Source organism: Alsobacter metallidurans (assembly GCF_014636935.1).
Lineage (GTDB): Bacteria > Pseudomonadota > Alphaproteobacteria > Rhizobiales > Beijerinckiaceae > Alsobacter > Alsobacter metallidurans.
In genome coordinates, this window is record NZ_BMES01000002.1 from 1532182 (window position 1) to 1553441 (window position 21260).

The 21260-nt window shown below is 68.7% G+C and carries 19 protein-coding genes and 1 other RNA gene; 6 read left to right on the plus strand and 14 right to left on the minus strand.

Going from position 1 to position 21260, the window contains the following annotated elements; genetic code table 11:
• Nucleotides 1–124: 124 nt before the first annotated feature.
• Nucleotides 125–1144, minus strand: a complete 1020-nt coding sequence (gene ilvC / locus IEV99_RS17665) for a ketol-acid reductoisomerase (protein WP_188519042.1) — start codon at nt 1142–1144, stop codon at nt 125–127.
• A gap of 239 nt (nt 1145–1383) precedes the next feature.
• Between ilvC and IEV99_RS17670 the strand changes: the two genes are divergently transcribed.
• A complete protein-coding gene (locus IEV99_RS17670; protein WP_188519043.1) occupies nt 1384–1932 on the plus strand; it encodes a DUF924 family protein in 549 nt (182 codons plus the stop codon).
• Nucleotides 1933–1942: 10 nt separating this feature from the next.
• On the opposite strand, the gene IEV99_RS17675 is transcribed toward IEV99_RS17670, so the two are convergent.
• The 5 genes from IEV99_RS17675 to miaA form a co-directional block, all read right to left on the minus strand.
• The gene (locus IEV99_RS17675) at nt 1943–2584 is read right to left on the minus strand and encodes a glutathione S-transferase family protein (protein WP_188519044.1); all 642 of its coding nucleotides are present in this window, start codon (nt 2582–2584) and stop codon (nt 1943–1945) included.
• A gap of 31 nt (nt 2585–2615) precedes the next feature.
• Nucleotides 2616–3155: an acetolactate synthase small subunit gene (gene ilvN, locus IEV99_RS17680; RefSeq protein WP_371875801.1), complete on the minus strand. Its 540-nt coding sequence runs from the start codon at nt 3153–3155 to the stop codon at nt 2616–2618.
• A gap of 36 nt (nt 3156–3191) precedes the next feature.
• Nucleotides 3192–3872, minus strand: a complete 681-nt coding sequence (locus IEV99_RS17685) for a glutathione S-transferase family protein (RefSeq protein WP_188519046.1) — start codon at nt 3870–3872, stop codon at nt 3192–3194.
• 67 nt (nt 3873–3939) lie between these two features.
• Nucleotides 3940–5700: an acetolactate synthase 3 large subunit gene (locus IEV99_RS17690; protein WP_188519047.1), complete on the minus strand. Its 1761-nt coding sequence runs from the start codon at nt 5698–5700 to the stop codon at nt 3940–3942.
• A gap of 221 nt (nt 5701–5921) precedes the next feature.
• Nucleotides 5922–6899, minus strand: a complete 978-nt coding sequence (miaA, locus tag IEV99_RS17695; RefSeq protein WP_244643912.1) for a tRNA (adenosine(37)-N6)-dimethylallyltransferase MiaA — start codon at nt 6897–6899, stop codon at nt 5922–5924.
• Nucleotides 6900–6935: 36 nt separating this feature from the next.
• On the opposite strand from miaA, the gene serB reads away from it, so the two are divergent.
• Nucleotides 6936–7847, plus strand: a complete 912-nt coding sequence (gene serB, locus IEV99_RS17700; RefSeq protein ID WP_244643977.1) for a phosphoserine phosphatase SerB — start codon at nt 6936–6938, stop codon at nt 7845–7847.
• A 458-nt stretch (nt 7848–8305) separates the two neighbouring features.
• Here serB and IEV99_RS17705 read toward each other — a convergent pair whose 3' ends face one another.
• The 6 genes from IEV99_RS17705 to IEV99_RS17730 form a co-directional block, all read right to left on the minus strand.
• Nucleotides 8306–9826: a DegQ family serine endoprotease gene (locus IEV99_RS17705; protein ID WP_188519049.1), complete on the minus strand. Its 1521-nt coding sequence runs from the start codon at nt 9824–9826 to the stop codon at nt 8306–8308.
• A 279-nt stretch (nt 9827–10105) separates the two neighbouring features.
• Complete coding sequence (gene hflC / locus IEV99_RS17710) at nt 10106–11071, minus strand: protease modulator HflC (protein ID WP_188519050.1); 966 nt, start codon at nt 11069–11071, stop codon at nt 10106–10108.
• Nucleotides 11068–12201, minus strand: coding sequence for an FtsH protease activity modulator HflK (gene hflK / locus IEV99_RS17715; protein WP_188519051.1), 1134 nt, complete (start codon nt 12199–12201; stop codon nt 11068–11070). Before hflK ends, hflC begins: the two co-directional genes overlap by 4 nt.
• Before the next feature lie 152 nt (nt 12202–12353).
• Nucleotides 12354–12884 carry a dihydrofolate reductase gene (locus tag IEV99_RS17720; RefSeq protein WP_188519052.1) on the minus strand — a complete coding sequence of 177 codons (531 nt, stop codon included), beginning with the start codon at nt 12882–12884 and terminating at the stop codon, nt 12354–12356.
• A complete protein-coding gene (locus IEV99_RS17725; protein WP_188519053.1) occupies nt 12884–13369 on the minus strand; it encodes a GNAT family N-acetyltransferase in 486 nt (161 codons plus the stop codon). The genes IEV99_RS17720 and IEV99_RS17725 overlap by 1 nt, the downstream gene beginning before the upstream one ends.
• A gap of 14 nt (nt 13370–13383) precedes the next feature.
• The gene (locus IEV99_RS17730) at nt 13384–14178 is read right to left on the minus strand and encodes a thymidylate synthase (RefSeq protein ID WP_188519054.1); all 795 of its coding nucleotides are present in this window, start codon (nt 14176–14178) and stop codon (nt 13384–13386) included.
• A 139-nt stretch (nt 14179–14317) separates the two neighbouring features.
• Here IEV99_RS17730 and ssrA point away from each other — a divergent pair.
• The 4 genes from ssrA to IEV99_RS17750 all read left to right on the plus strand — a co-directional run bounded on the left by ssrA (nt 14318) and on the right by IEV99_RS17750 (nt 15747).
• Nucleotides 14318–14684, plus strand: a transfer-messenger RNA (tmRNA) gene (ssrA, locus tag IEV99_RS17735).
• Between the two features lie 27 nt (nt 14685–14711).
• Nucleotides 14712–15266 (plus strand): SspB family protein, encoded by a 555-nt coding sequence (locus IEV99_RS17740; protein ID WP_188519055.1) that lies wholly within the window; start codon nt 14712–14714, stop codon nt 15264–15266.
• A 17-nt stretch (nt 15267–15283) separates the two neighbouring features.
• Nucleotides 15284–15514, plus strand: coding sequence for a DUF4169 family protein (locus IEV99_RS17745; RefSeq protein ID WP_188519056.1), 231 nt, complete (start codon nt 15284–15286; stop codon nt 15512–15514).
• Nucleotides 15511–15747: a ribbon-helix-helix domain-containing protein gene (locus tag IEV99_RS17750; protein WP_188519057.1), complete on the plus strand. Its 237-nt coding sequence runs from the start codon at nt 15511–15513 to the stop codon at nt 15745–15747. Before IEV99_RS17745 ends, IEV99_RS17750 begins: the two co-directional genes overlap by 4 nt.
• Here IEV99_RS17750 and IEV99_RS17755 read toward each other — a convergent pair.
• Both IEV99_RS17755 and IEV99_RS17760 read right to left on the minus strand, forming a co-directional pair.
• Nucleotides 15729–19610, minus strand: a complete 3882-nt coding sequence (locus tag IEV99_RS17755) for an AsmA family protein (protein WP_188519058.1) — start codon at nt 19608–19610, stop codon at nt 15729–15731. The genes IEV99_RS17750 and IEV99_RS17755 overlap by 19 nt on opposite strands.
• A gap of 116 nt (nt 19611–19726) precedes the next feature.
• The gene (locus IEV99_RS17760; protein WP_188519059.1) at nt 19727–21154 is read right to left on the minus strand and encodes an FAD-linked oxidase C-terminal domain-containing protein; all 1428 of its coding nucleotides are present in this window, start codon (nt 21152–21154) and stop codon (nt 19727–19729) included.
• Nucleotides 21155–21260 lie beyond the last annotated feature (106 nt).

Below are 21260 nucleotides of genomic sequence, written 5' to 3' on the forward strand. Positions count from 1 at the left end.
CCTCGTTTTTCCCACGAAAGGGTAGAGAGTGAGAGCACCAAGGGCAAGCAAAGAGCCCCGGCGGAGGCGTCCGCCGGGGCTCTTGAACGTTTTCGATCGCGCAGGCGCGAGGCCTTGCGCCGGCTTAGTTCTTCGACTTGTCGACCAGCGCCTTGGCCTTGATCCAGGGCATCATGTCACGCAGTTTGCCGCCGACTTCCTCGATCTGGTGGGCGGCGTTCTTGGCGCGCACGGCCTTGAACGAGGTCTGGTTGACCTTGTTCTCCAGCATCCAGTCGCGCGTGAACTTGCCCGTCTGGATATCGTTCAGGACGCGCTTCATCTCGGCCTTGGTTTCCGATGTGATGATGCGCGGGCCGGTGACGTACTCGCCGTACTCGGCGGTGTTCGAAATCGAGTAGTTCATGTTGGCGATGCCGCCCTCGTAGATGAGGTCGACGATCAGCTTCACTTCGTGCAGGCACTCGAAATAGGCCATCTCGGGGGCGTAGCCCGCTTCGACCAGCGTCTCGAATCCGGCGCGGATCAGCTCCACGAGGCCGCCGCAGAGCACGACCTGCTCGCCGAAGAGGTCCGTCTCGCACTCTTCCTTGAAGGTCGTCTCGATGACGCCGGCGCGGCCGCCGCCGTTGGCGGATGCGTAGGAGAGCCCGAGGTCATGCGCGTTGCCGGAGGCGTCCTGGTGGATCGCGATCAGGGTCGGCACGCCGCCGCCGCGCTGGTACTCGGAGCGCACCGTGTGGCCGGGGCCCTTCGGGGCGACCATCAGCACGTCGAGGTCCTTGCGCGGCTCGATGAGGTTGAAGTGCACGTTGAGGCCGTGCGCGAACATCAGGGCCGCGCCCTGCTTCATGTTCGGGGCGAGCTCGTCGCGGTAGATGTCGGCCTGCAGCTCGTCCGGGGTGAGCATCATCACCACGTCGGCCCACTTGGCGGCTTCCACCACGGTCATGACCTTGAGGCCTTCGCCCTCGGCCTTCTTGACCGTCGGCGAGCCGGCGCGCAGCGCCACCGCGATGTTCTTCACGCCGCTGTCGCGCAGGTTCAGCGCATGGGCGTGGCCCTGCGAGCCGTAGCCCACGATGGCGACGTTCTTGCCCTTGATCAGGTTGATGTCCGCGTCGCGGTCGTAATAAACGCGCATGGTCTGGTCCTCTCCTGGGCTCCCGCCCCCGGCGGTTCGGCCCTCGTGTGTCTGGTTCCGTCCGGCCGGGTGGTGGAAGGAAGGTCCGGCCGGTGCTTTACTGGTCGAGGGCCCGTGAAACAAGCCCCAAGGCCAAGGTTGGCTGCGCGGAACAGCCATGCCGCCGCGCAATGATGTTTCCGCGAGCGCTTCGCGCCCAGGCGCTTTGCTGCCCACAACCCTTCATGCAGGACAGATTCATGCTCTCCCCCGTTCCCGCCACGTCGATCCTGTCATTCTGGCGCGAGGCCGGCCGGGATCGCTGGTTCGCCAAGGACGACGCCTTTGACGCGGAACTCCGTGAACGTTTCGAACCGACCCGGCAGGCCGCCGCCGACGGGCAGCTGGACGCTTGGTCCGAAACGCCGGAGGGCGCGCTTGCGCTGGTCCTTCTGCTGGACCAGTTGCCCCGCAACCTCTTCCGCAGGTCGCCCGAGGCGTTCGCCACCGATGAAATAGCCCGCCATGTCGCCTCCGCTGCCCTGGAGCGCGGCTTCGACCGGCAGGTCGACCCGGTGTTGCGCCCCTTCTTCTTTCTCCCCTTCATGCATTCGGAGGACCTCGCCGAGCAGGACCTCTGCGTCCGGCTCTATGAAGCCGCCGGCGACGAGGACGGCGCCAAATGGGCGAAGATGCATCGCGACATCATCGCCCGCTTCGGCCGCTTTCCGCATCGCAACCCGGTTCTCGGCCGCGACACCACACCCGAGGAAGCCGAGTTCCTGGCCGGAGACGGCTTCAAGGGCTGAGGCGCAAGCCTCAGGCCGGAAGCTCCAGCCCTTCCTTCTCGAACACCTTGCGGACCGCCGGCCGCGCCGTAACCCGGCGGACGAGCGCGGTCCAGTTCGGGTAGTCGGCCGCCATGTCGAAGCCGAGCGTCGGGCCGCGGCCCCAGAGCCAGAACACCGTGAGATAAAGGTCCGCGACCGAGAAGCTGTCGCCCGCCGCCCACTCGCGGCCCTTCAGCCGCGCGTCGACCTGCGCCCACACGTCCCGGCAGGTGGCCCGGCCCGCTTCCACAACCTCCGCCTTAGCGGCGTCGGACGCCGCGTAGCGCTCTGGCCGGCGCACATGCGCGTAGGAGACGTGAACCGTGGAGGAGCACCAGGCCAGCCACTCGGCGCAACGTACGTCGTCGCGCACGTCCTTGGGCCACAGGCCGGCGGCCGGATGGGTCAGCGCGATGTAGCGTAGAATGGCCGGAACTTCGGTGAGCACCCAGTCGCCATCCGCCAGCGCGGGCACGCGCGCCTTGGGGTTGATGGCCAGGTAGGCCGGCGAGCGCTGCTCGGCCTCGGCGAAGTTAACCCGCACGGCCTCGTAGTCGGCCCCGGCTTCCTCCAGCGCCATGTGGGCCGCGAGCGAGCAGGCGGCCGGCGAGAAGTAGAGCTTCAACGTCATGGCGTTTCCTCAGGTGTTGTTTTTGGTGTGGTCAGAGCGCCTCGGCGCCGCGCGCCATGGCGGCGATGCCGGTGCGAGACACCTCGACGAGGCCCACCACCGCCATCACGCGCAGGAAGCGCTCGATCTCCTCGGTCGCGCCCGTGATCTCGAACACGAAGGAGGTCAGCGTGGCGTCGACCGTGCGCGCCCCGAACGCGCTGGCGAGGCGCATGGCCTCGACCCGGCTCTCGCCCGAGCCGACCACCTTCACGAGCGCGAGCTCGCGCTCGATGGCCTCGCCCTGGATGGTGAGGTCCACCACGCGGTGCACCGGCACGAGCCGGTCCAGTTGGGCCTTGATCTGCTCGATCACCGGCCCGGTGCCGGTCGTCACGATGGTGATGCGCGAGACATGCGCCTCGTGCTCGGTTTCCGAAACCGTGAGGCTCTCGATGTTGTAGCCGCGGCCCGAGAACAGGCCCGAGATCCGCGCGAGAACGCCGGGCTCGTTGTCGACCAGCACCGACAGGGTGTGGCGCGCCGGCGGCTGCGTCTTGGGCGCGTCGGAATAGTGGGATTTCATCGGCATGTTCATCGTCGCCCCGCTTCGCTGTTCTGCTTGTTCTCAGCCCCTGAACGGCCCGACCTGTGGCTCGTCCACCTCGTCATGCGCGACGATCCAGGGCTCGGCCATGCCGGCCTGCTGCCATTCCACGAAGGCCGGGTGATCCAGCACGGCGTCCATGTAGGCGCGCGTGTCGGCATCCACCTCGATCGAATAGCCCCGCAGGCGCGTCACCACGGGCGCGAACATGGCGTCCGCCGCCGTGAACGCGCCGAACAGAAACGGCCCGCCCGCTTTAGCCCCGAAGCGCTCGCGCGCCTCCCGCCAGAGATGAACCACCCGCGCCACGTCCTGCGCCACGTCGGCGCCGCGATCCTTCGCGGCGTAGCGCTTGCGCAGGTTCATCGGGCAGGCCGAGCGCAGCGCCCGGAACCCGGCATGCATTTCCGACGCGATCGTGCGCGCGAAGGCCCGCGCCGCGATGTCCGCCGGCCAGACCGCCTTCTCGGGAAACCGGTCCGCCACATATTCCATGATCGCGACCGTTTCCCACACGGTGACGTCGCCATCCACCAGGATCGGCACCGTCCGCCCCGCCCCGTAGGCCTCCACGCGCGGCCGGAACTCCGGCGTGTCCAGCGGGATCAAGTCCTCCTCGAACGGCACGCCAAGCGCCCGCAGGAGAATCCAGGGACGCAGTGACCAGGACGAATAGGCCTTGTTGCCGATAGCGAGCTTCATGGGGCGGGCTCCTGATGACGCGGGACGGGCTCGGCCCGCTTGGCGGGCTCGCGCCCGCCCCGGATGATTAGACCAACTCGCGCCCGCGCGCGTCGATGATGTCGCCGGTCTTGCCCTCGAAGTCCGGCAGGATCATCTCGTTGTGCGCCTTGCCGGACGGGATCATCGGGAAGCAGTTCTCTTCCTTGGCGACGATGCAGTCGAAGATCACGGCCTTGGGGCTGTCGATCATCTCCATGATGGCGCGATCGAGGTCGGCCGGGTCCGAGCAGCGGATGCCGTGGCCGCCATAGGCCTCGGCCAGCTTCACGAAGTCCGGCAGCGCCTGCGAGTAGCTTTCCGAGTAGCGCCCGCCATGCAGCAACTCCTGCCACTGGCGCACCATGCCCATGTACTCGTTGTTCAGGATGAAGATCTTCACCGGCAGCCGGTACTGCAGCGCCGTCGACATCTCCTGCATGTTCATCAGGATCGAGGCTTCGCCGGCGATGTCGATCACCAACGCGTCCGGATGCGCCATCTGGGTCCCGACCGCGGCCGGCAGGCCGTAGCCCATGGTGCCCAGGCCGCCGGACGTCATCCAGCGGTTCGGCTCCTCGAAGCGGTAGTACTGCGCCGCCCACATCTGGTGCTGGCCGACCTCGGTCGTGATGTAGGTATCGCGATCCTTGGTCAGCTCGTAGAGCCGCTGCACGGCGTATTGCGGCTTGATCACCTTGGCGTCGTTTCGGTAGCCGAGGCAGTTGCGCGCGCGCCAGCCCTCGATGCGCTTCCACCACTCGCCCAGCGCCGCCTTGTCGACCTGCGGGGCGCGGCTGCGCCACAGGCGCACCATGTCCTCCAGCACGTGGCCGCAATCGCCGATGATGCCGATATCGACGCGCACGTTCTTGTTGATGGAGGACGGGTCGATATCCACGTGGATCTTCTTGGACTTGGGCGAGAACGCGTCCAGCCGGCCCGTGATGCGGTCGTCGAAGCGCGCGCCGATGCAGATCATGACGTCGCAGTCATGCATCGCGAGATTGGCCTCATAGGTGCCGTGCATGCCCAGCATGCCCAGCCACTGGTCGTCGGCGGCCGGATAGGCGCCGAGGCCCATCAGCGTCGACGTGATCGGATAGCCTGTCAGCCGCACCAGCTCGCGCAGCAGGGCGGACGCCTCGGGGCCCGAATTGATGACGCCGCCGCCGGTGTAGAACACCGGCCGCTTGGCCGAGGCGATCAGGTCGACCGCCGCCTGGATCTTGCCCATGTCGCCCTTGATCTGCGGGCGATAGGTCTTGTGCTGGTTCGACATCGGGCGGACATAGGTGCCCTTGGCGAACTGGACGTCCTTGGGGATATCGACCACGACGGGCCCCGGCCGCCCGTTCGAGGCGACATAGAACGCTTCGTGCAGGATGCGCGGCAGGTCCTCGATCGAGCGGACCAGATAGTTGTGCTTCGTGCAGTGGCGCGTGATGCCGACCGTGTCGCACTCCTGGAAAGCGTCCGAACCGATGAGATGCGTCGGCACCTGCCCGGTGATGCAGACCAGCGGGATCGAATCCAGCAGCGCATCGGTCAGGCCCGTGACGGCGTTGGTCGCGCCGGGCCCCGATGTCACCAGCACGCAGCCGACCTTGCCGGAGGACCGGGCGTAGCCCTCGGCGGCGTGGACGGCGCCCTGCTCGTGCCGCACCAGCACGTGCTTCACCTTGTCCTGCTGGAAGATGGCGTCGTAGATCGGCAGCACCGCGCCGCCCGGATAGCCGAAGAGGTGTTCGACGCCCTGGTCCTGCATCGCCTGGACGACCATTTCGGCGCCGGTCATCTGTCGGGTCATCGCTTCGCTCCCATCGGTTCAATCAGTGTTCGTTCGAGGTGAGGCAGACATTCGGGCAACAAAAAAGGCCCCGTTAGGGACCTCGGACACGGCGCCATCGTCGGGAGTGCGGTCTTATGACCGTCCCGTCTCTGGCGCCCCGGTTACAATAAGAATGTTGCGCACGCGTGCGTCCCTCGATGCGAAATCGTGCGGGACCGTAGTCGGGCGGCTACCTGCCGTCAAGCCGGTTTCGTTGCTGGCGCGCGATTGTCGACACCTCCCACCGGCGCGCCCTCCACAAAGCTCCAGCTCGCCAGCACGGCCCGCTCGGCCTCGGCGGGGTCGACCCAGAGCCAGCCCTCGCCCTGGTGCCGGAACCAGGTGAACTGGCGCTTGGCGTAGTGGCGCGTGTCCGCCTTGGCGCGCTGGATGGCTTCCGGCAGCGCCATCTCGCCGTGCAGAGCCTTGATCAGCCAGGGCGCGCCATGGGCCCGCATGCACGGCAAAGCCGGGTCGAGCCGCCGCGCCGCGAGCGCCTTCACCTCTTCCAGCGCGCCGAGGCTCACCATGGCGTCGAAGCGGGCGTCGATGCGGGCATAGAGCGCGTCGCGCTCGGGCGCCAGGAACACGCGCAGGCATGCGTCCGCCTCCAGCAGCGCCCCCGCCCGTGCGCCTTGGAACCGCACAAGCGGCTGCCCGGTCGCCTGAAACACCTCCAGGGCGCGGATGATCCGCTGGCGGTCGCTTGGCCGCAGCTGCGCGGCCGTTTCCGGATCGCGGTGCGCGAGCTCTTCGTGCAACTGCTCGGCCGGCACGTCGTGCGTCGCGGTGCGCACGGCCACGCGGATGTCCTCCGGCACGGTCGGAATATCGGAAAGCCCTTCCGTCAGGGCTTTGAAATAAAGCCCCGTTCCGCCCGTCACGATCGGCAACGACCCTTCAGCCCGCGCCTGCGCGAGTTCGGCCTCCATGGCCCGCAGCCATTTGCCGACCGACCACGCCTCGGCGGCGTCCACGGTTCCAAACAGCCGGTGCGGCGCGCTGGCCTCCTCGTCGGGCGTCGGACGGGCCGTGAGGATGCGAAGGTCGCGATAGACCTGCATGGAATCGGCGTTGATCACCACGCCGCCGAGCCGGCGCGCCAGCGCGATCGCGAGCGCGGACTTGCCGCTCGCGGTCGGTCCTGCGATGAGGATCGCCTGATAACCCTGCGCCACGGCGCCTTGCTCCTGCCCGGACCTTGTCGGCCCATGATCGACCACGTCGCGACGCTCGTCTCGAGCCCCGAACGCCCCGCCCTTTCCGATGCGCTGCTGGCGCGCGTCGCGCAAGTCCTGCCGGGGGCGGGATCGCCGCACATGCTGAATCCCGGCGTGGCGGCCGACATCCCGTTCCGCACACCGGCCGCCGCCGGCGACGTCCCCTATGACGCCCGCGCGCAGGCCGACCGCGCCCGCGCGGCGCTGGATGGCGCCCCTGTCGACGTAGTCGTCCAGCCGGTCGCGACCCGCCGCAAGAGGCTGTTTTTGGCCGACATGGATTCCACCATGATCGGGCAGGAATGCATCGACGAGCTGGCGGATTTCGTTGGCCTGAAGGACCGCGTCTCGGAGATCACCGAGCGCGCCATGCGGGGCGAGATCGCGTTTGAACCCGCCTTGCGGGAGCGTGTCGCCCTGCTGGCCGGGCTGGATGCCGGGGTGGTGGACCGCATCATCGCCGAGCGCATCACGCTGACGCCGGGCGGCTCGGCCCTGGTCCGCACCATGCGGCGCGACGGCGGCTACGCCGCGCTGGTGTCGGGCGGCTTCACGCTGTTCACGGCGCCGATCGGACGCACGATCGGCTTCGACGAGGATCGTTCAAACGTGTTGATCACAGACGGAACGAGGCTCGCCGGCCGCGTCGCGGAGCCGATCCTCGGCAAGGAAGCCAAGCTCGCCACGCTGATCGAGCTGCGCAACCGCTTCGGCCTCGCGCACGCCGACACGCTCGCGGTCGGCGACGGCGCCAACGACCTCGCGATGCTCAACGAAGCCGGCCTCGGCGTCGCTTTCCGGGCCAAGCCCGCGGTCGCCGCCGCAGCCCACGCCCGCGTGGAGCACGCCGACCTCACCGCTCTGCTGTATGCTCAGGGATACCGGGTTGAGGATTTCGCGGCCTGAAGCTCCGGCAAAGGGAAGCCTCTCCCGCAACCGCCATCCTCGTCATTGCGAGCCGGAGGCGAAGCAATCCAGCCTAAAGGCCCGGCGTTAGCTGGATTGCTTAACAACGCTCGCAATTACGGCCGAGCGGGTAACCGAGCCTCCGCGATCGGGAATCATGGCGCTGCCTCTCCACCGTCATCCCCGGCGACCTGCGGAGCAGGTCGGGAAGGGGATCCAGGGGCAAAAGCGCTCACCCCTGGATTCCCTTCCCGGCGCTACGCGCCGCCGGGGATGACCGAGGAAATTGAGCCTCAGCGCAGCTGAGTTGATGAAGGCGAGCTATGGCGCCGCGCGAGGCCTTCTCCCCGGAACGGGAGAAGGTGGCGCGTTGAGACAGATGAGGGGAGCGGCCCGACCGCCCTCACCCCAGCCCTCTCCCCGTCCCGGGGAGAGGGGGCCGATGGCGGACGTGTCCGTCAGTCCAGCCCCACCGCCACGAAGCGCACTTCGCCCTGGGCGTTGGCGACCAGCAGGAGAGCGGACTTCTTGCCGTCCTTCTTGAGCGCGTCGATGCGGCGCGTCATGGCGTCCGGGGTCGTCACCGGCTCCTGCTGCACCTCGACGATCACGTCGCCTGGCTGGATGCGTTTGTCGGCGGCCGGGGAGTTGGGATCGACGCGGCTCACCACCACGCCGCGCACGGTCTCCTTGATCGAGTAGCGCTTGCGCAACTCGTCGGTCACCGGGGACAGCTCGAGGCCGAGCGCGCGCTTCACCACCGGCTTGTCGGCCTCGGGCGCGCTGTTGTTGTTGCTCGCCAGTCGGGTCTTCTCGCCGTCCTCGAGGCGGCCGAGTTTCACCGTCTTGGTTTCTTCCTTGCCCTTGCGGACGATCTGGACCGCGACTTCCTTGCCCACGGGCGTCTGGCCGACGATGCGGGGCAGGTCCTTGGATTCCTTCACGTCGACGCCATCGAACTTGACGATCACGTCGCCTGCCTCGATGCCGGCGGGCTTGGCCGGGCCCTTGTCGTCGATGCCGGCCACAAGCGCGCCGCGCGGCGAACCGAGGCCCAGGCTTTCCGCAATGGCGTCATCCACGTTCTGAATGCGCACGCCGAGCCATCCGCGGCGGGTCTCGCCAAACTGCACCAGTTGGTCGATTACGGGCTTCGCCATGTTGGACGGCACCGAAAAGCCGATGCCGATGGAGCCGCCCGACGGAGACAGGATGGCGGTGTTGATGCCGATCACGTCGCCGTCCATGTTGAACAGCGGGCCGCCCGAATTGCCCTTGTTGATGGCAGCGTCGGTCTGGATGTAGTGGCCGTAGCTCTGGTCAGAGATGTCGCGGTTGCGCGCCGACACGATGCCGGCCGACACGGACCCGCCGAGGCCGAACGGATTGCCGATCGCGATCACCCAGTCGCCGATGCGCGACTTGTCGCTGTCGCCGAACTTCACCGCCTTCAGCGGCTTGTCGGACTTCACGCGCAGCACCGCGAGGTCGACCTTGGCGTCCTTGCCGACCACCTCGGCCTTCAGCTTGCGGCCGTCGGTGAAGATCACCGTCACGTCGTTGGCGTCGCCGATCACGTGGTTGTTGGTGATCACCAGCCCGGAGGCGTCGATCACGAAGCCGGAGCCGAGCGAGTTGGAGCGCCGCTGCGGCCGGGGCGTTCCAGGCCCCTGCTCGCCATTCTGGCCGCGCTGGTTGAAGAAGTCGTCGAAGAACTCCTGGAAGGGCGAGCCCGGCGGCAACTGCGGCGTCGGCACCGAGCGCTGCTCCGTCACCGTTGTGGCGGCCGAGATGTTCACCACCGCGTCCGTCACCTGCTCGGCGAGATCGGCGAAGGATTCGGGCGCGCTTCGCGCAAACGCCAAGGAGGGCGCCGCGATGGAGCCGGCCCCGATGGCCGTCGCCGCGACGCCTGTCGCCGTGACGGCCGCGATCGCCGTGCGCCGCAGGGTGATCAGGAAAGGCTTGGCCATGGGCATCCTCTGCAATGTTCGAACGCAGGCCGGCGTCGGTTCGCCGCCGCCCCGCGAAGCTGTGTGATCCACCGATGGCATCAATTTAGGGCAGAATGCGGACGCGGACGAGGGCTAGCTCGACCAATGTCCGCTTCGTGACCTCATCGGGCCACGACGCCGTCATTGCGAGCAGAGCGAAGCAATCCAGCTGACGCCGGTCATCGAGCCGACCGGCTGGATCGCCACGTCGCTCCGCTGCTCGCGAGGACGAAGGGGCGCCCAAAGGCGCCCCCGGGCCAATCCTCAGGGCTTCGGCTCGCCCGGCGCGGGCGGAGCCGCGGTCGAGACGCCCGGAGCCGGAGCCGGCGCCAGCGTGGCGGGAAGCCGTTGCTGGTCCTTCTTGGCGACAGGGTCGCCAAAGTACCGGAAGAAGTCCGAGTCTGGCGACAGCACCATCCGTGTGTCCCCCGACCGCATCGACGCCTCGTAGGCCTGCATCGACCGGTAGAAGGAGAAGAAGTCCGGATCGCGGTTGAAGGCGTCCGCGAGCAGCCGGTTCTTCTCGGCCTCGCCGTTGCCTCGCAACTCGTCGGCGCGGCGCGTCGCGTCAGCGCGCAGCACGACCACGTCGCGGTCGGCCTTGGCCTTGATGGTCTGCGACATCTGCGAGCCGTTGGCGCGGATGTCCGCCGCCTCGCGCTGGCGCTCCGTCTGCATGCGCTGGAACACCGCCTGGCTGTTTTGTTCCGGCAGGTCGGCGCGCCGCAGGCGCACGTCGACGATCTCGATGCCGAGCCCGTTGGCCTGGCGGTTCACGTCGTCGCGGATCTTGTGCATCAGCGTCTGGCGGTCGGTGCGCACCACGCCCGTGAAGCTCGCGTCGGCGAGCACGGAGCGCACCGTCGAGTTCACGATGGAGGTGAGACGCGCGCTGGCTCCGCTCACGGTGCCGACGCTCTGGTAGAAGCGCAGCGCGTCGATGACGCGATAGCGCGTGAAGGCGTCCACCACGAGGCGCTTCTGGTCGGACGCGATGACCTCCTGCGAGGGCAGCTCGAGATCCAGGATGCGCTTGTCGAGGTCAACCACGACGTCGATGAACGGCGCCTTCACGTAGAGGCCCGGCTCCGTGATCGGCGGCCGGGCGACCTTGCCGAAGCGGAAAACGAGCGCCTGGGAGGTCTGCCGCACCACGAAGGTGGAGCTGTAGAGCAGCACCGCGGCGAGCAGCGCCACGATGATGGCGACGAGGCGAGTGGTCGAGTTCATTTCTGCGCTCCCTGCGTCGGACGGCGCTGGAGCTCGTTCAGCGGCAGATAGGGCACCACGCCCTGGCCGTTGCCGTTCTTGGTGTCGATGATGATCTTGTCGGACGCGCCGAAGACGCGCTCCATGGTCTCCAGATACATGCGCTCACGCGTCACGTCCGGAGCCTTCCGGTATTCCTCGTAGACCTGCTTGAAGCGGCTCGCCGAACCGTTCGCCTCCGCGATGATGCGCTCGCGATAGGCCTCGGCCTCCTGGACGATGCGGGCGGCCTCGCCTCGCGCTTCCGGCACGACCTTGCTGGCGTAGGTCTCGGCCTCGTTGCGGGCGCGGTCCTGGTCCTGCCGGGCGGCCTGCACGTCGCGGAACGCGTCGATGACCTGCTGCGGCGGGTCCACCTTCTGCAGCTGCACGAGGCGGATCTCGACGCCGGCCTTGTAGGAGTTCAGCACGTCCTGCATCAGCTGCCGAACCTCGGTCTCGATCGCGCCGCGGTCGGTGGTGAGGATCTGCTGGATGTTGCGGCGGCCCACGACCTCGCGCATCGAGGCTTCGGCCACGGCCTTCACGGAGGCCTCCGGCGCCTGGATGTTGAACACGTAGTCGGCCGCGCGGGCCGGGTTGATCTGCCACTGCACGGCGAAATCGATGTCGACGATGTTCTCGTCGCCGGTGAGCATCAGGCTCTCTTCGCTGACATCGCGGAAGCCGACGCTCCGGCGCGCGCCCTCGGCGCTGCGGTAGCCGACCTCGGTCGTGTTCACGGTCGTGACGGCGCGCTTCTCGACGCTGCCGATCGGCGACGGGAAGTTGTAGTTCAGGCCCGGCTGGGTCGTGCCCGTGTAGCGGCCGAACACCATGTTGAGGCCGACCTCCTCGGGCCGCACGGTGTAGAAGCCGGTCGCCAGCCAAAGGAGCACCGCGCCGAGCGTGATCGCGGCCGCGCCCTTGGCGCCCATGCCGCCGCCGCCGGGCATCACCTGCCGGAGCTTGTCCTGACTGCGCCGAAGGAGCTCTTCGAGATCAGGCGGCGCACCGTTGCCGCCGCCGCCGCCCTGCGGGCCCGTTCCCCACGGTCCCTGCTTGCGCGGCCCCCAGGGTCCTCCCCCGCCGCTCTGATTGCTCCACGGCATCCAGCTGTCCTTCTTCCGCTCTGGCTGGTTATCGCTCGCGAGCCCGAGGGCGCGCGGCGTGTTTATGGCACGGAAGTGGGGTTTCGTCTGCGCTTCGTCAACGGAGGCTCGGCCGGATGGTTGACGAACCGGCGCAAAAGCCGCGGTCAGGCTTAACCGCCCGGCTGCGCCCGGATGCGCTCATAGTCCACGAACGAGAATGCGAACTCGTCGTCCGGCCCGGCCGGATGATCCTCGCGCGCAAGTTGCCGGAACTCCGCCGCGCTCACGGCCGGAAACGCTGCGTCGCCATCCGGGCTCGCCCGCACCACGGTGAGGCGGATCGCATCCACGAGCCCCATGGTCTCGGCGTAGACCTGTGCGCCGCCCGCGATCACGACGCTGTCGGCCCCCAGCCGCGCGCCGATCTCCTGGCCCAGCCTCAGGGCCTCGTCCAGATCATGCGCCACATGCACGCCATCGACCGCGAACGCCGGATCGCGCGTCAGCACGATGGTTTCGCGCCCGGGCAGCGGCTTGCCGATCGACAGGAAAGTCTTGCGCCCCATGATCAGCGGCCGCCCGATCGTGAGCGCGCGGAAGCGCCGCAGGTCGGACTTCAGCCGCCAGATCAGCCCGTTGTCGCGGCCGATCACGCCGTTCTCGGCGGCCGCCACCACGCTAACGAGCGGAAGGGTCGCCATCACCGCGCCTGGTCCGCAAGACGCCAAAGCGCCTCGCCGGTGACGCGGCACTTGAGCCAATCGTCAAGCGTCTCGGCTCCCTGCGCCTTGTAGAACGCGATGGACGGCTCGTTCCAGTCCAGCACCTGCCACTCCAGCCGGGCCAGGTTCTCGGCCACGCAGCGCTTGGCCAGGTTGGCCAGCAGCGCCTTGCCGAGGCCGTGGCCGCGCGCGTCCGGCCGCACGAACAGGTCCTCCAGGTAGATGCCGTGCCGGCCCCGGAAGGTGGAGAAGTTGTAGAACCACAGCGCAAAACCCACCGGCTGGCCGGCCCATTCGGCGATGTCGCAGAACACGCGCGGCTCCTCGCCGAACAGCGCCTCCCCGATCATCTCCGGCGTGGCGTCGATCTCGTGCGCCAGGCGCTCGTACTCGCCGAGCTCGCGGATGAGCTGCATCACGAGCGGGGCGTCGCCGCGAACGGCGGGGCGGATGTGCTGGTTCATGAAAGGTCCGGGATTCAGACCGCCACCGGCGCGCGGATGGCGGGGTGCGGCTCGTAGCCTTCGATGATCACGTCTTCATACGCGAAATCGAACAGGCTCTTCACGTCGGGGTTCAGGGTCAGCCTGGGCAGCGGCCGCGGCGCGCGCGACAGCTGCAGCGTCGCCTGCTCCATGTGGTTGGAATAAAGGTGCGCGTCCCCGAAGGAGTGCACGAACTCGCCCGGCTTCAGCCCGGTCACATGCGCCACCATGGCGGTCAGCAGCGCATAGCTGGCGATGTTGAACGGCACGCCGAGAAAGATATCGGCCGAGCGCTGGTAGAGCTGGCAGGAGAGCCTGCCCTCCGCGACATAGAACTGGAACAGACAGTGGCACGGCGCCAGCGCCATCTTGTCGAGATCGGCCGGGTTCCAGGCCGACACCACCAGCCGGCGCGAATCGGGGTTGCGGCGGATCTCGTCCAGCACCCAGCGGATCTGGTCCACCGTGCCGCCGCCCGGCTTTTCCCAGCTGCGCCACTGCTTGCCATAGACCGGGCCGAGCTCGCCCTCGTCGTCGGCCCACTCGTCCCAGATGCTCACGCCGTTGGCCTGCAGGTAAGACACGTTGGTGTCCCCGGCCAGAAACCACAGGAGCTCGTGCACGATGGATTTCAGGTGCAGCTTCTTGGTCGTGACCATCGGGAAGCCGTCGGCCAGGTCGAAGCGCATCTGGTGCCCGAACACGCTGAGCGTGCCCGTTCCGGTGCGATCCGCCTTGCGGACGCCCTCGGTCATCACCCGGCGCAGGAGGTCGTGGTAGGCTTGCATCGCAGAATCCTCTTCGCCGGACCTTATGCCATTGCGGACCGCCGGCCATCACCGACCGCGCTCCTCTTCACAACTTTTCCGATATTACGCTTGGCGAAAGCGGCGCCCCAGCGCCTGTCGGGACGGTTTTCGCCCCCCGCCCCTTCCGTTCGCGGAGCCGAGGCCCTATATTCACTCCTGTCGCCCGCAAGGGCGTCTATGGCGATAAACGGTCATCAGAATAAGCCTTACGGACCCGGGGGCGGTACCCGGCGCCTCCACCAGAACCCAGTCTCGGCTCTCCGGAGCTGGGCTCCGGCGGGGGCGAAACAGGATCGACGTGGGTGTAAAAGGTGCTCTTTCGCTCGGCATGGTACCGCCGTTATCGGGCTAAACTTATAGTTGCCAACGACAACTATGCTCAGGTTGCGGTGGCCGCGTAAGCGGTTTCTGAAACCTAAACAAAGCCCTTGCGGGTAGCACCGTAAGGCGGGGCTCGGAGGCGCCTGGCAACAGAAGCCTCCACTTTCCTTTTTCTCCGCTCCGGTTCGGGAATGCCGCAGGACCTCATCCGCTACGACCTTCTGGTGCAGGACGCGCTCAAGGGCGTTGTCCGCAAGGTCCTCGCCGACGCCGCCACAGTGGGCCTGCCGGGCGAACACCACTTCTACATTTCGTTTCGCACGGGTGATCCGGGCGTGCGCATCTCCAGCCGTCTTCGCGAGAAGTACCCGGAGGAGATGACGATCGTGCTGCAGCACCAGTTCTGGGACCTGTCGCAGACCGAGCACGCCTTCGAGGTCGGTCTGTCCTTCTCGGGCATCCCCGAGCGCCTGCTGATCCCGTTCGACGCCCTGACGGGCTTCTTTGATCCGTCCGTGCAGTTCGGCCTTAAATTCGAGCTGTCCGGAGCCGAAAGCGCCGACAACGACGAAGCCGAGCCCGACGAGGACGCCGCCCCGACGCCGATCGCGTCGGCGCCTGCCGCCCTGCCCCTGCGCAAGGTGGAAGCGAGCGAGCCCGCGGCCGACAAGGGCGAAGACGCCGATGCGGACGACAAGTCCGGCGCGCAAGTCGTCAGCCTCGACGCGTTCCGCAAGAAGACCTGATTTGGCGGCGGCTGGGCATGGCCGAGATCATCAACCTGCGGCGCGCCCGCAAAACCAAGGCGCGCGCCCAGGCGGACGCCAAGGCGGATGAAAACCGCGCCCGCTTCGGCCGTCCCAAGGCCGAGCGCACCCTCACCGCGAAAATCGACGACCTCGCCGCCAGGCGCCTCGAAGGACATCGCCTCGAACGCGATCAGCCTGACGGCGACCGCGTCCAGCCCCATCGCTTCCCCGACGACGAAACATGAGCGCGCCGCACTCGCGCGTGGTGAAGAGATCCGTCTTGCTCTCCGGACATCGCACCAGCGTATCGATCGAGGAGCCCTTCTGGGACGCCCTGAAGGAGATCGCGCAGGCGCGCGACACGAGCCTCAACGGCCTGATCGCCACCATCGACGCCGCGCGTAACGGCGAGAACCTGTCCTCGGCGATCCGGATCGCCGTTCTCGCGCATTACCGCCGTCAGGGCGCCGACGGCTGACCAGGCTCCGTGAAAGCCGGCTTGCCGGGGCTCTGCGGGACGCGAAGGTCCGGCGTGGCTTGGCCCATGATGCGGGCCGCCTCGGCCGCCCCTGAGTCGTCCTTGGTCGCCGGAGCCGCCTCACGCGCCGCCTGGGCCCGCGCGGCCCGTTCGGCCTCCACGCGCTGCCGCTCGGCGTCGAGACGCACGGCTTCGGTTCGCGCGGCTTCGATTCTCGCGGCCTCCCTGCGGGCCGCCTCCGCGGCGGCGTCGCGCGCGGCCTGTTCGCGCTCGGCCTGGTCGCGCGCCGCCTGCTCGCGGAGCGCCTGCTCCTCGCGCGCCTTGCGCTCGGCCGCCCGCTGCTCCTCGAGGCGCCTGGTTTCGGCCGCGATCCGGGCCTCCTCGGCCTTGCGGGCCTCCTCGGCGATCCGCGCCTCCTCGGCGGCGCGGGCCGCTTCGGCCTCCTGGCGCTCGCGCTCCAGCCGATCACGCTCGGCCTTGAGCCGGCGCACGAAGAAGGAGCGTTCGCGCAGGTCGGCTTCCGCGGCCTCCACCTTTTCGAGTTCGCGCGCCACCGCGTGGGTTGTGAGCGTGTTGGTGAGCAGCGAGACGTCGAGCTCGCGTTCGGCCGGCCCCGTCCGGTTCTTGCGCCAGGACAGCCCCGCCTGCGGCGCGGGACCGGACCAGCCCGGCGGCGGCTCCGCCGAAAGCGCGGCCCGGCCGTCGAACCGGGCAGTGCGCAGATCAAGCATCGCCGAACCTTGCGCCGACGTGGCGCCCTGGATCGACGCCGGCCCAAGCCGGGCCACGCCGTTGCTCAGCGTCACCGGAAGGTCGAGCTGGGGTACCTGGAGTCCCGCACGGTCCAGCGCCGTCCGCAACGCGGCCGCCACCTTCTGCACATCCCCGACCTCGCTCTGCGCATCGAGCGACGCCGCCACGGCGGGCAAGGCCGCCGGGTCGAAACGCGGGATGATGAGAGACCGGATGCGTGTGCGCCCCCCGCCCGAGAGCGCGGCCACGAGCGCCGACGGCGTTTCACCCGCGGCGGCCCCGTCGATCTCGCCGTCCAGGGCCCCGGCCATCCCGGCGTCGGGCAGCAAGGCCGGCAGGGAGACCCCCGCGAGGCTGATTTTGCCCGATGCGTTGGCGAGGCCGCCCTGGCGGCGCAACTGGAACCCACCCCCGACCGATCCGCCCATGAACGAGGCCTGCGCTTGCGACACCTCCAGAAGGTCGGGAGTCCAGCGCAATGCGAAGCGCGCGTCGTCGGCCGTCCATCCCTGGCCAAGGTCGAGCGCCTTGGCCGAGATGGCGAGTTGCGTCGCGAAAGGCGGCGGAAGCACCGGTCCGAAGCGGCTGGACGACCAGAGGGCGCCCGCGATAGGCGGTTGGCTTGGACCGAGCGAAAGGCCCGCGACCCCGGCCAAAGCGAGGCGCTCAAACGCCAGCGAGCCATCGAGCGTGGCTTTTTCCAGGTCGAGCCCGAGCTTGCCGCTGAAGGGCTGCCCGCCGAATTGGCCGTTCAGGTCGGACAGCGCCCACTTGGCTTCCGCGATTGTCACGCTGGCCTTCGCCTGCAGGGGCGCACGGCTCAGGCTGTCGGGGCCCGGCAAGGCGAGCAGCTGCATCAGCGGCGCCGCATCGGCGGCGCTCAGCGTGAAGGCGCCGGAAACGTCGGGGTCTGCCGTGGTCTGGCCGATCCGCCCTTCGCCGGCGAGCGTCGAGCCCGCCGCCGAGCCGGACAGCCGCAACGTCGCGCCGCCGCCGAAGCGGCCGTCGACATCCACGGCGAGGCGGCCTGGACCAAAGCCCGAAAGCGGCAACGCCTCGAAACCGAGCTGGCGCAGGAAGGGCGCGCTCTCGGTCGCATCCAGCTTGAAACTCATCGTCACCCGGTCGGCCGACTGGCCGCCGCCGAGCGTCGCCGCCCCAGCAAGCCGCGAGCCTGCCGCGGTTCCATCCAGGTTGATCTCGGTCGCCCCTGCTACGCCGGCCGCGCGTGTGGCCGAAATCTTGAGCTTCAACGGACTGAGCGCGGCCGCCCGCGTGGCGAGGAGGCCCGGGAACCGGCCCGGCGCGACCTTTTTCAGCAGCTCGGCCAGCGGCTCCACCCGGCGTGCGTCCACGGTTGCGTCCAGCCGCCCGCCTTTCTCGCCGACCTGCCCGGACGCCGTCACGGAAGCGCCGCCGACATCGGCGATGTCCAGCATGTCGATTGAGACGCCCTCGGCCCCGACCGAGAGCTTGACGCTGAGTCGCCCAGCCCCGACCGTCGGTCCACGCGCCTGGCCGACACGCACATTGCGGGCGTTGAGCGTGATCGCGACGTCGACGCCCTGCGCGGCGGCCGCCAGCGTGGAGACATCCGGAGCCTGTTCGATCGCGAGGCCGTCGGACGTCAACTGGGCCTCGAAGCGCCCCCGCGTGGTCGCTTCCGGCGGAGTGAAGCGCACCGTTCCCTGCAGCGTCGAGCGCTCCACCCGCAGCTTCAGCCCGCGCGCCGCCATCACGGCGGAGGAGAGCGAAACATCGGCCTCGGCCGCCATGTCCTTGGCGTCGCCGAGTCGGTTTGACCGCCCTGAGCGCTCTGCCTCGGCCCAGCCGAGCAGCCGCGACGCGTCCTTGGAGGTGACCCGAATTCGGCCGTCGAGCCGGCCGCCCTGCCCGAACGCCGCCTGGCCGGCGAGTTGCAGGTCGCTCGAGCCCGGCAGCGCGGCCTGGAACTGCTCGATCGTGAGCCCGGGCCCGCCCAGCGCCAGAGACGCCCGGGCGCCGCTCACCACGTCGCCGCCCACGAGAAGCGAGCCGACCTTCACGCCCACGGCGACCCGCAGGGGTGGGCTCGCGCCCGCATCGTCCATCCCGAACGCGTTGATCCAGGCGCCGAGAACCTCGGCCGGCGCGGGCGCGGTGCGCCCCTGCAGCGTGAACGGTTTGTCGAGGTCGATCTGCTTGGCTTCCAGCGTCAGCGCGAGGCGCGGCTCGCCCTGCAGGTCGAGCTGGCCCGAGCCGCTGAGCTTCACCGGGATTTCGTCGCCGCCGGCCTCGATCTCGGCCTGGCTCAGGTCGCCTGTGCGATTGCGCAGCTTGAGGTTCGCTCCCAGCGTCCATGGCCGCAGCGCGAAGCCGTCCTTGTCCGGCCAGCGTAGGCGCCCGCCAGCCAGAAGGCGACCATCGAACGCGGCCACGCCCGCGGCGTCGAACTGGATGCGCCCATCCGCCTCGCCGCGCTGGTGCCCATTGATGGCTTGCAGCACGAGCTTGACGCGGGTTCCCTGCTCTTCGGGCGCGCCCGTCGCGAGACGCAGGTCCACCGGGTTGTCGCCGATGCGCGCCCGCAGATTGGCCCTCCAGGGCCCCAGCAACGCCTGGGCGTCCGCCTCGCCGTCAATGTCCTCCAGCGCCGAAACCCGGCCCGAGGCGGCGTCGCGCACCCGCACGGTTCCGTCACGCAGCACGAGCCGCTCGATGGCGGCGGCGCGCAGGCCGTCGCTCGCCTGCGCCATCGCGTCCTGACCCTGGATGGCGCCATCCGGCGTCACGGTCGCTTCCAGCAATGGCCGGTCCAGCGTCGCCTCGACCACGCGAATGTCGCCACGCAGCAGCGGCATCACGGAGATTTCCGCCAGCACCCGGTCGGCCGACAGCGTTAGCCCGCGCCCCGCCTGCCCCACCGAAACGGTCTGCAGGTCGAGATGTGGCGAGGGAAGCAAGCGGACTTCTATCGGCCCCGCCACCGTGACGGGCAGGCCGAAGGCTTGCGTGAGCCGTTCCTCGATCCGCGGGCGCTGCGCCGTCCAGTCGACGAAATACGGTCCGACCAACGCCGTCGCGAGGGCGACGATCACCAGGATGGCCAGGCCGGTCAGAAGATCACGCAAGAAAAAGGGTCTCGGCTCTTGGGTTTCGAAGCTGGCCCACCTTAGCCGACTCTATGGCGCGAGGGTGACGCGGGCGCGCCGCCCGCCTCATTCGCCCATTCGGCGTGTCCGGGATGTCACGAGGGGAGGATCTTGCCCGGATTCATGATGTTGAGCGGATCCAGCGCCCGCTTGATCGCCCACATCGCATCCAATGTGGCGGGCGGATGCTCCATCGGGAGGTACTTCATCTTCTTCTGGCCGATGCCATGCTCGCCCGAGCACGTGCCCTCCATCGCGAGCGCCCGCTCGACGATGCGCTCCACGAAGGCGCTCACCTTGGCGACTTCGTCCGGGTCGTCCGCGTCAAACAGCGGCAGGACGTGGAAGTTGCCGTCCCCGACATGACCCACGATAGGGGCGAGCAGCCCCGTGGCCGCGATGTCGGCCTGCGTGTCCTCCACGCACTCGGCCAGCCGCGAGATCGGCACGCACACGTCCGTGGACAGGCTCTTGGCCCCCGGCCGCAGCGCATGCGCGGCCCAGTAGGCGTCGTGCCGGGCCTGCCACAGACGCGTCCGGTCCTCCGGCTTGGTCGCCCACTCGAAGGCGCCGCCGCCATATTCCGCCGCGATCTCGCCAAAGCGCTCGGCCTGCTCGCGCACGCCCGCATGGGTGCCGTGGAACTCCACGAACAGCATCGGCTGCTCGGGCAGCGACAGCTTGGAATAAATGTTGATCGCCCGCATCTGCGCGGCGTCCGCCAGCTCGATCCGCGCCACCGGCAGCCCCGACTGGATGGTCGCGATGGTGACGTCGCACGCCGCCTTGATGCTCGGGAACGAGCACACGCCCGCCGATACGGCCTCCGGGATGCCATGCAGCCGCAACGTCAGCTCGGTGATCACGCCCAGCGTGCCCTCCGCGCCGATCAGCAGCCGGGTGAGATCGTACCCGGCCGAGGACTTGCGCGCCCGCCGGGCCGTCTTGACGATCTCGCCGTTCGGCAGCACGGCCGTGATGGACAACACGTTGTCCTTCATGGTGCCGTACCGTACCGCGTTGGTGCCCGACGCGCGGGTCGACGCCATGCCGCCCAGCGATGCGTCGGCGCCCGGATCGATAGGAAAGAACAGCCCTTGGTCGCGCAGGTGCTCGTTCAGCATCTTGCGGGTGACGCCCGGCTCCACCACGCAGTCGAGATCCTCCGCGTGCACCGCGACCACGCGCTTCATCAGGCTGGTGTCGATGGAGACGCCGCCGAACGGCGCGTTGACGTGCCCCTCCAGCGAGGTGCCGGTCCCGAACGGGATCATCGGCACGCGGTGTATCGCGCAGAGCCGCACGATGGTGGCGACTTCCTCCGTCGTCTCCGGATAGACCACGACGTCCGGCGGCTGGTTCGCCACCCAGGTCAGCGTGTGCCCGTGCTGCTCGCGCACCGCCTGGCTGGTCACCGTCCGATTGCCGAACTGCCGCGTGAGCGCCAGCGTGACCGCCGCAAGCGCCTCGGCGTCGGGCCGGGCGGGCTTGTCGAAGGCCGGTGCGGCGGGTGAAATCGTCATTGCGTCTTGCCTTCGCGTGGCTGTTTGGGGATCATCCTAGCCGGCTTGCCGAAACCGGCAACCTGCCGCCCGCCGAAGCGCGGGGGCGCGCCCGTCGAGATCGAGA

Excerpts from the sequence above, each read along its gene's own strand:
- hflK (WP_188519051.1), bottom strand. The coding sequence starts at position 12,201 with ATGCCGTGGAGCAATCAGAGCGGCGGGGGAGGACCCTGGGGGCCGCGC.
- ilvN (WP_371875801.1), bottom strand. The coding sequence starts at position 3,155 with ATGCCGATGAAATCCCACTATTCCGACGCGCCCAAGACGCAGCCGCCG.
- hflC (WP_188519050.1), bottom strand. The coding sequence starts at position 11,071 with ATGAACTCGACCACTCGCCTCGTCGCCATCATCGTGGCGCTGCTCGCC.
- IEV99_RS17705 (WP_188519049.1), bottom strand. The coding sequence starts at position 9,826 with ATGCCCATGGCCAAGCCTTTCCTGATCACCCTGCGGCGCACGGCGATC.
- IEV99_RS17685 (WP_188519046.1), bottom strand. The coding sequence starts at position 3,872 with ATGAAGCTCGCTATCGGCAACAAGGCCTATTCGTCCTGGTCACTGCGT.
- IEV99_RS17690 (WP_188519047.1), bottom strand. The coding sequence starts at position 5,700 with ATGACCCGACAGATGACCGGCGCCGAAATGGTCGTCCAGGCGATGCAG.
- IEV99_RS17730 (WP_188519054.1), bottom strand. The coding sequence starts at position 14,178 with ATGCAAGCCTACCACGACCTCCTGCGCCGGGTGATGACCGAGGGCGTC.
- IEV99_RS17675 (WP_188519044.1), bottom strand. The coding sequence starts at position 2,584 with ATGACGTTGAAGCTCTACTTCTCGCCGGCCGCCTGCTCGCTCGCGGCC.
- ilvC (WP_188519042.1), bottom strand. The coding sequence starts at position 1,144 with ATGCGCGTTTATTACGACCGCGACGCGGACATCAACCTGATCAAGGGC.
- IEV99_RS17725 (WP_188519053.1), bottom strand. The coding sequence starts at position 13,369 with ATGAACCAGCACATCCGCCCCGCCGTTCGCGGCGACGCCCCGCTCGTG.
- IEV99_RS17720 (WP_188519052.1), bottom strand. The coding sequence starts at position 12,884 with ATGGCGACCCTTCCGCTCGTTAGCGTGGTGGCGGCCGCCGAGAACGGC.
- IEV99_RS17740 (WP_188519055.1), top strand. The coding sequence starts at position 14,712 with ATGCCGCAGGACCTCATCCGCTACGACCTTCTGGTGCAGGACGCGCTC.
- IEV99_RS17750 (WP_188519057.1), top strand. The coding sequence starts at position 15,511 with ATGAGCGCGCCGCACTCGCGCGTGGTGAAGAGATCCGTCTTGCTCTCC.
- IEV99_RS17670 (WP_188519043.1), top strand. The coding sequence starts at position 1,384 with ATGCTCTCCCCCGTTCCCGCCACGTCGATCCTGTCATTCTGGCGCGAG.
- IEV99_RS17760 (WP_188519059.1), bottom strand. The coding sequence starts at position 21,154 with ATGACGATTTCACCCGCCGCACCGGCCTTCGACAAGCCCGCCCGGCCC.
- IEV99_RS17745 (WP_188519056.1), top strand. The coding sequence starts at position 15,284 with ATGGCCGAGATCATCAACCTGCGGCGCGCCCGCAAAACCAAGGCGCGC.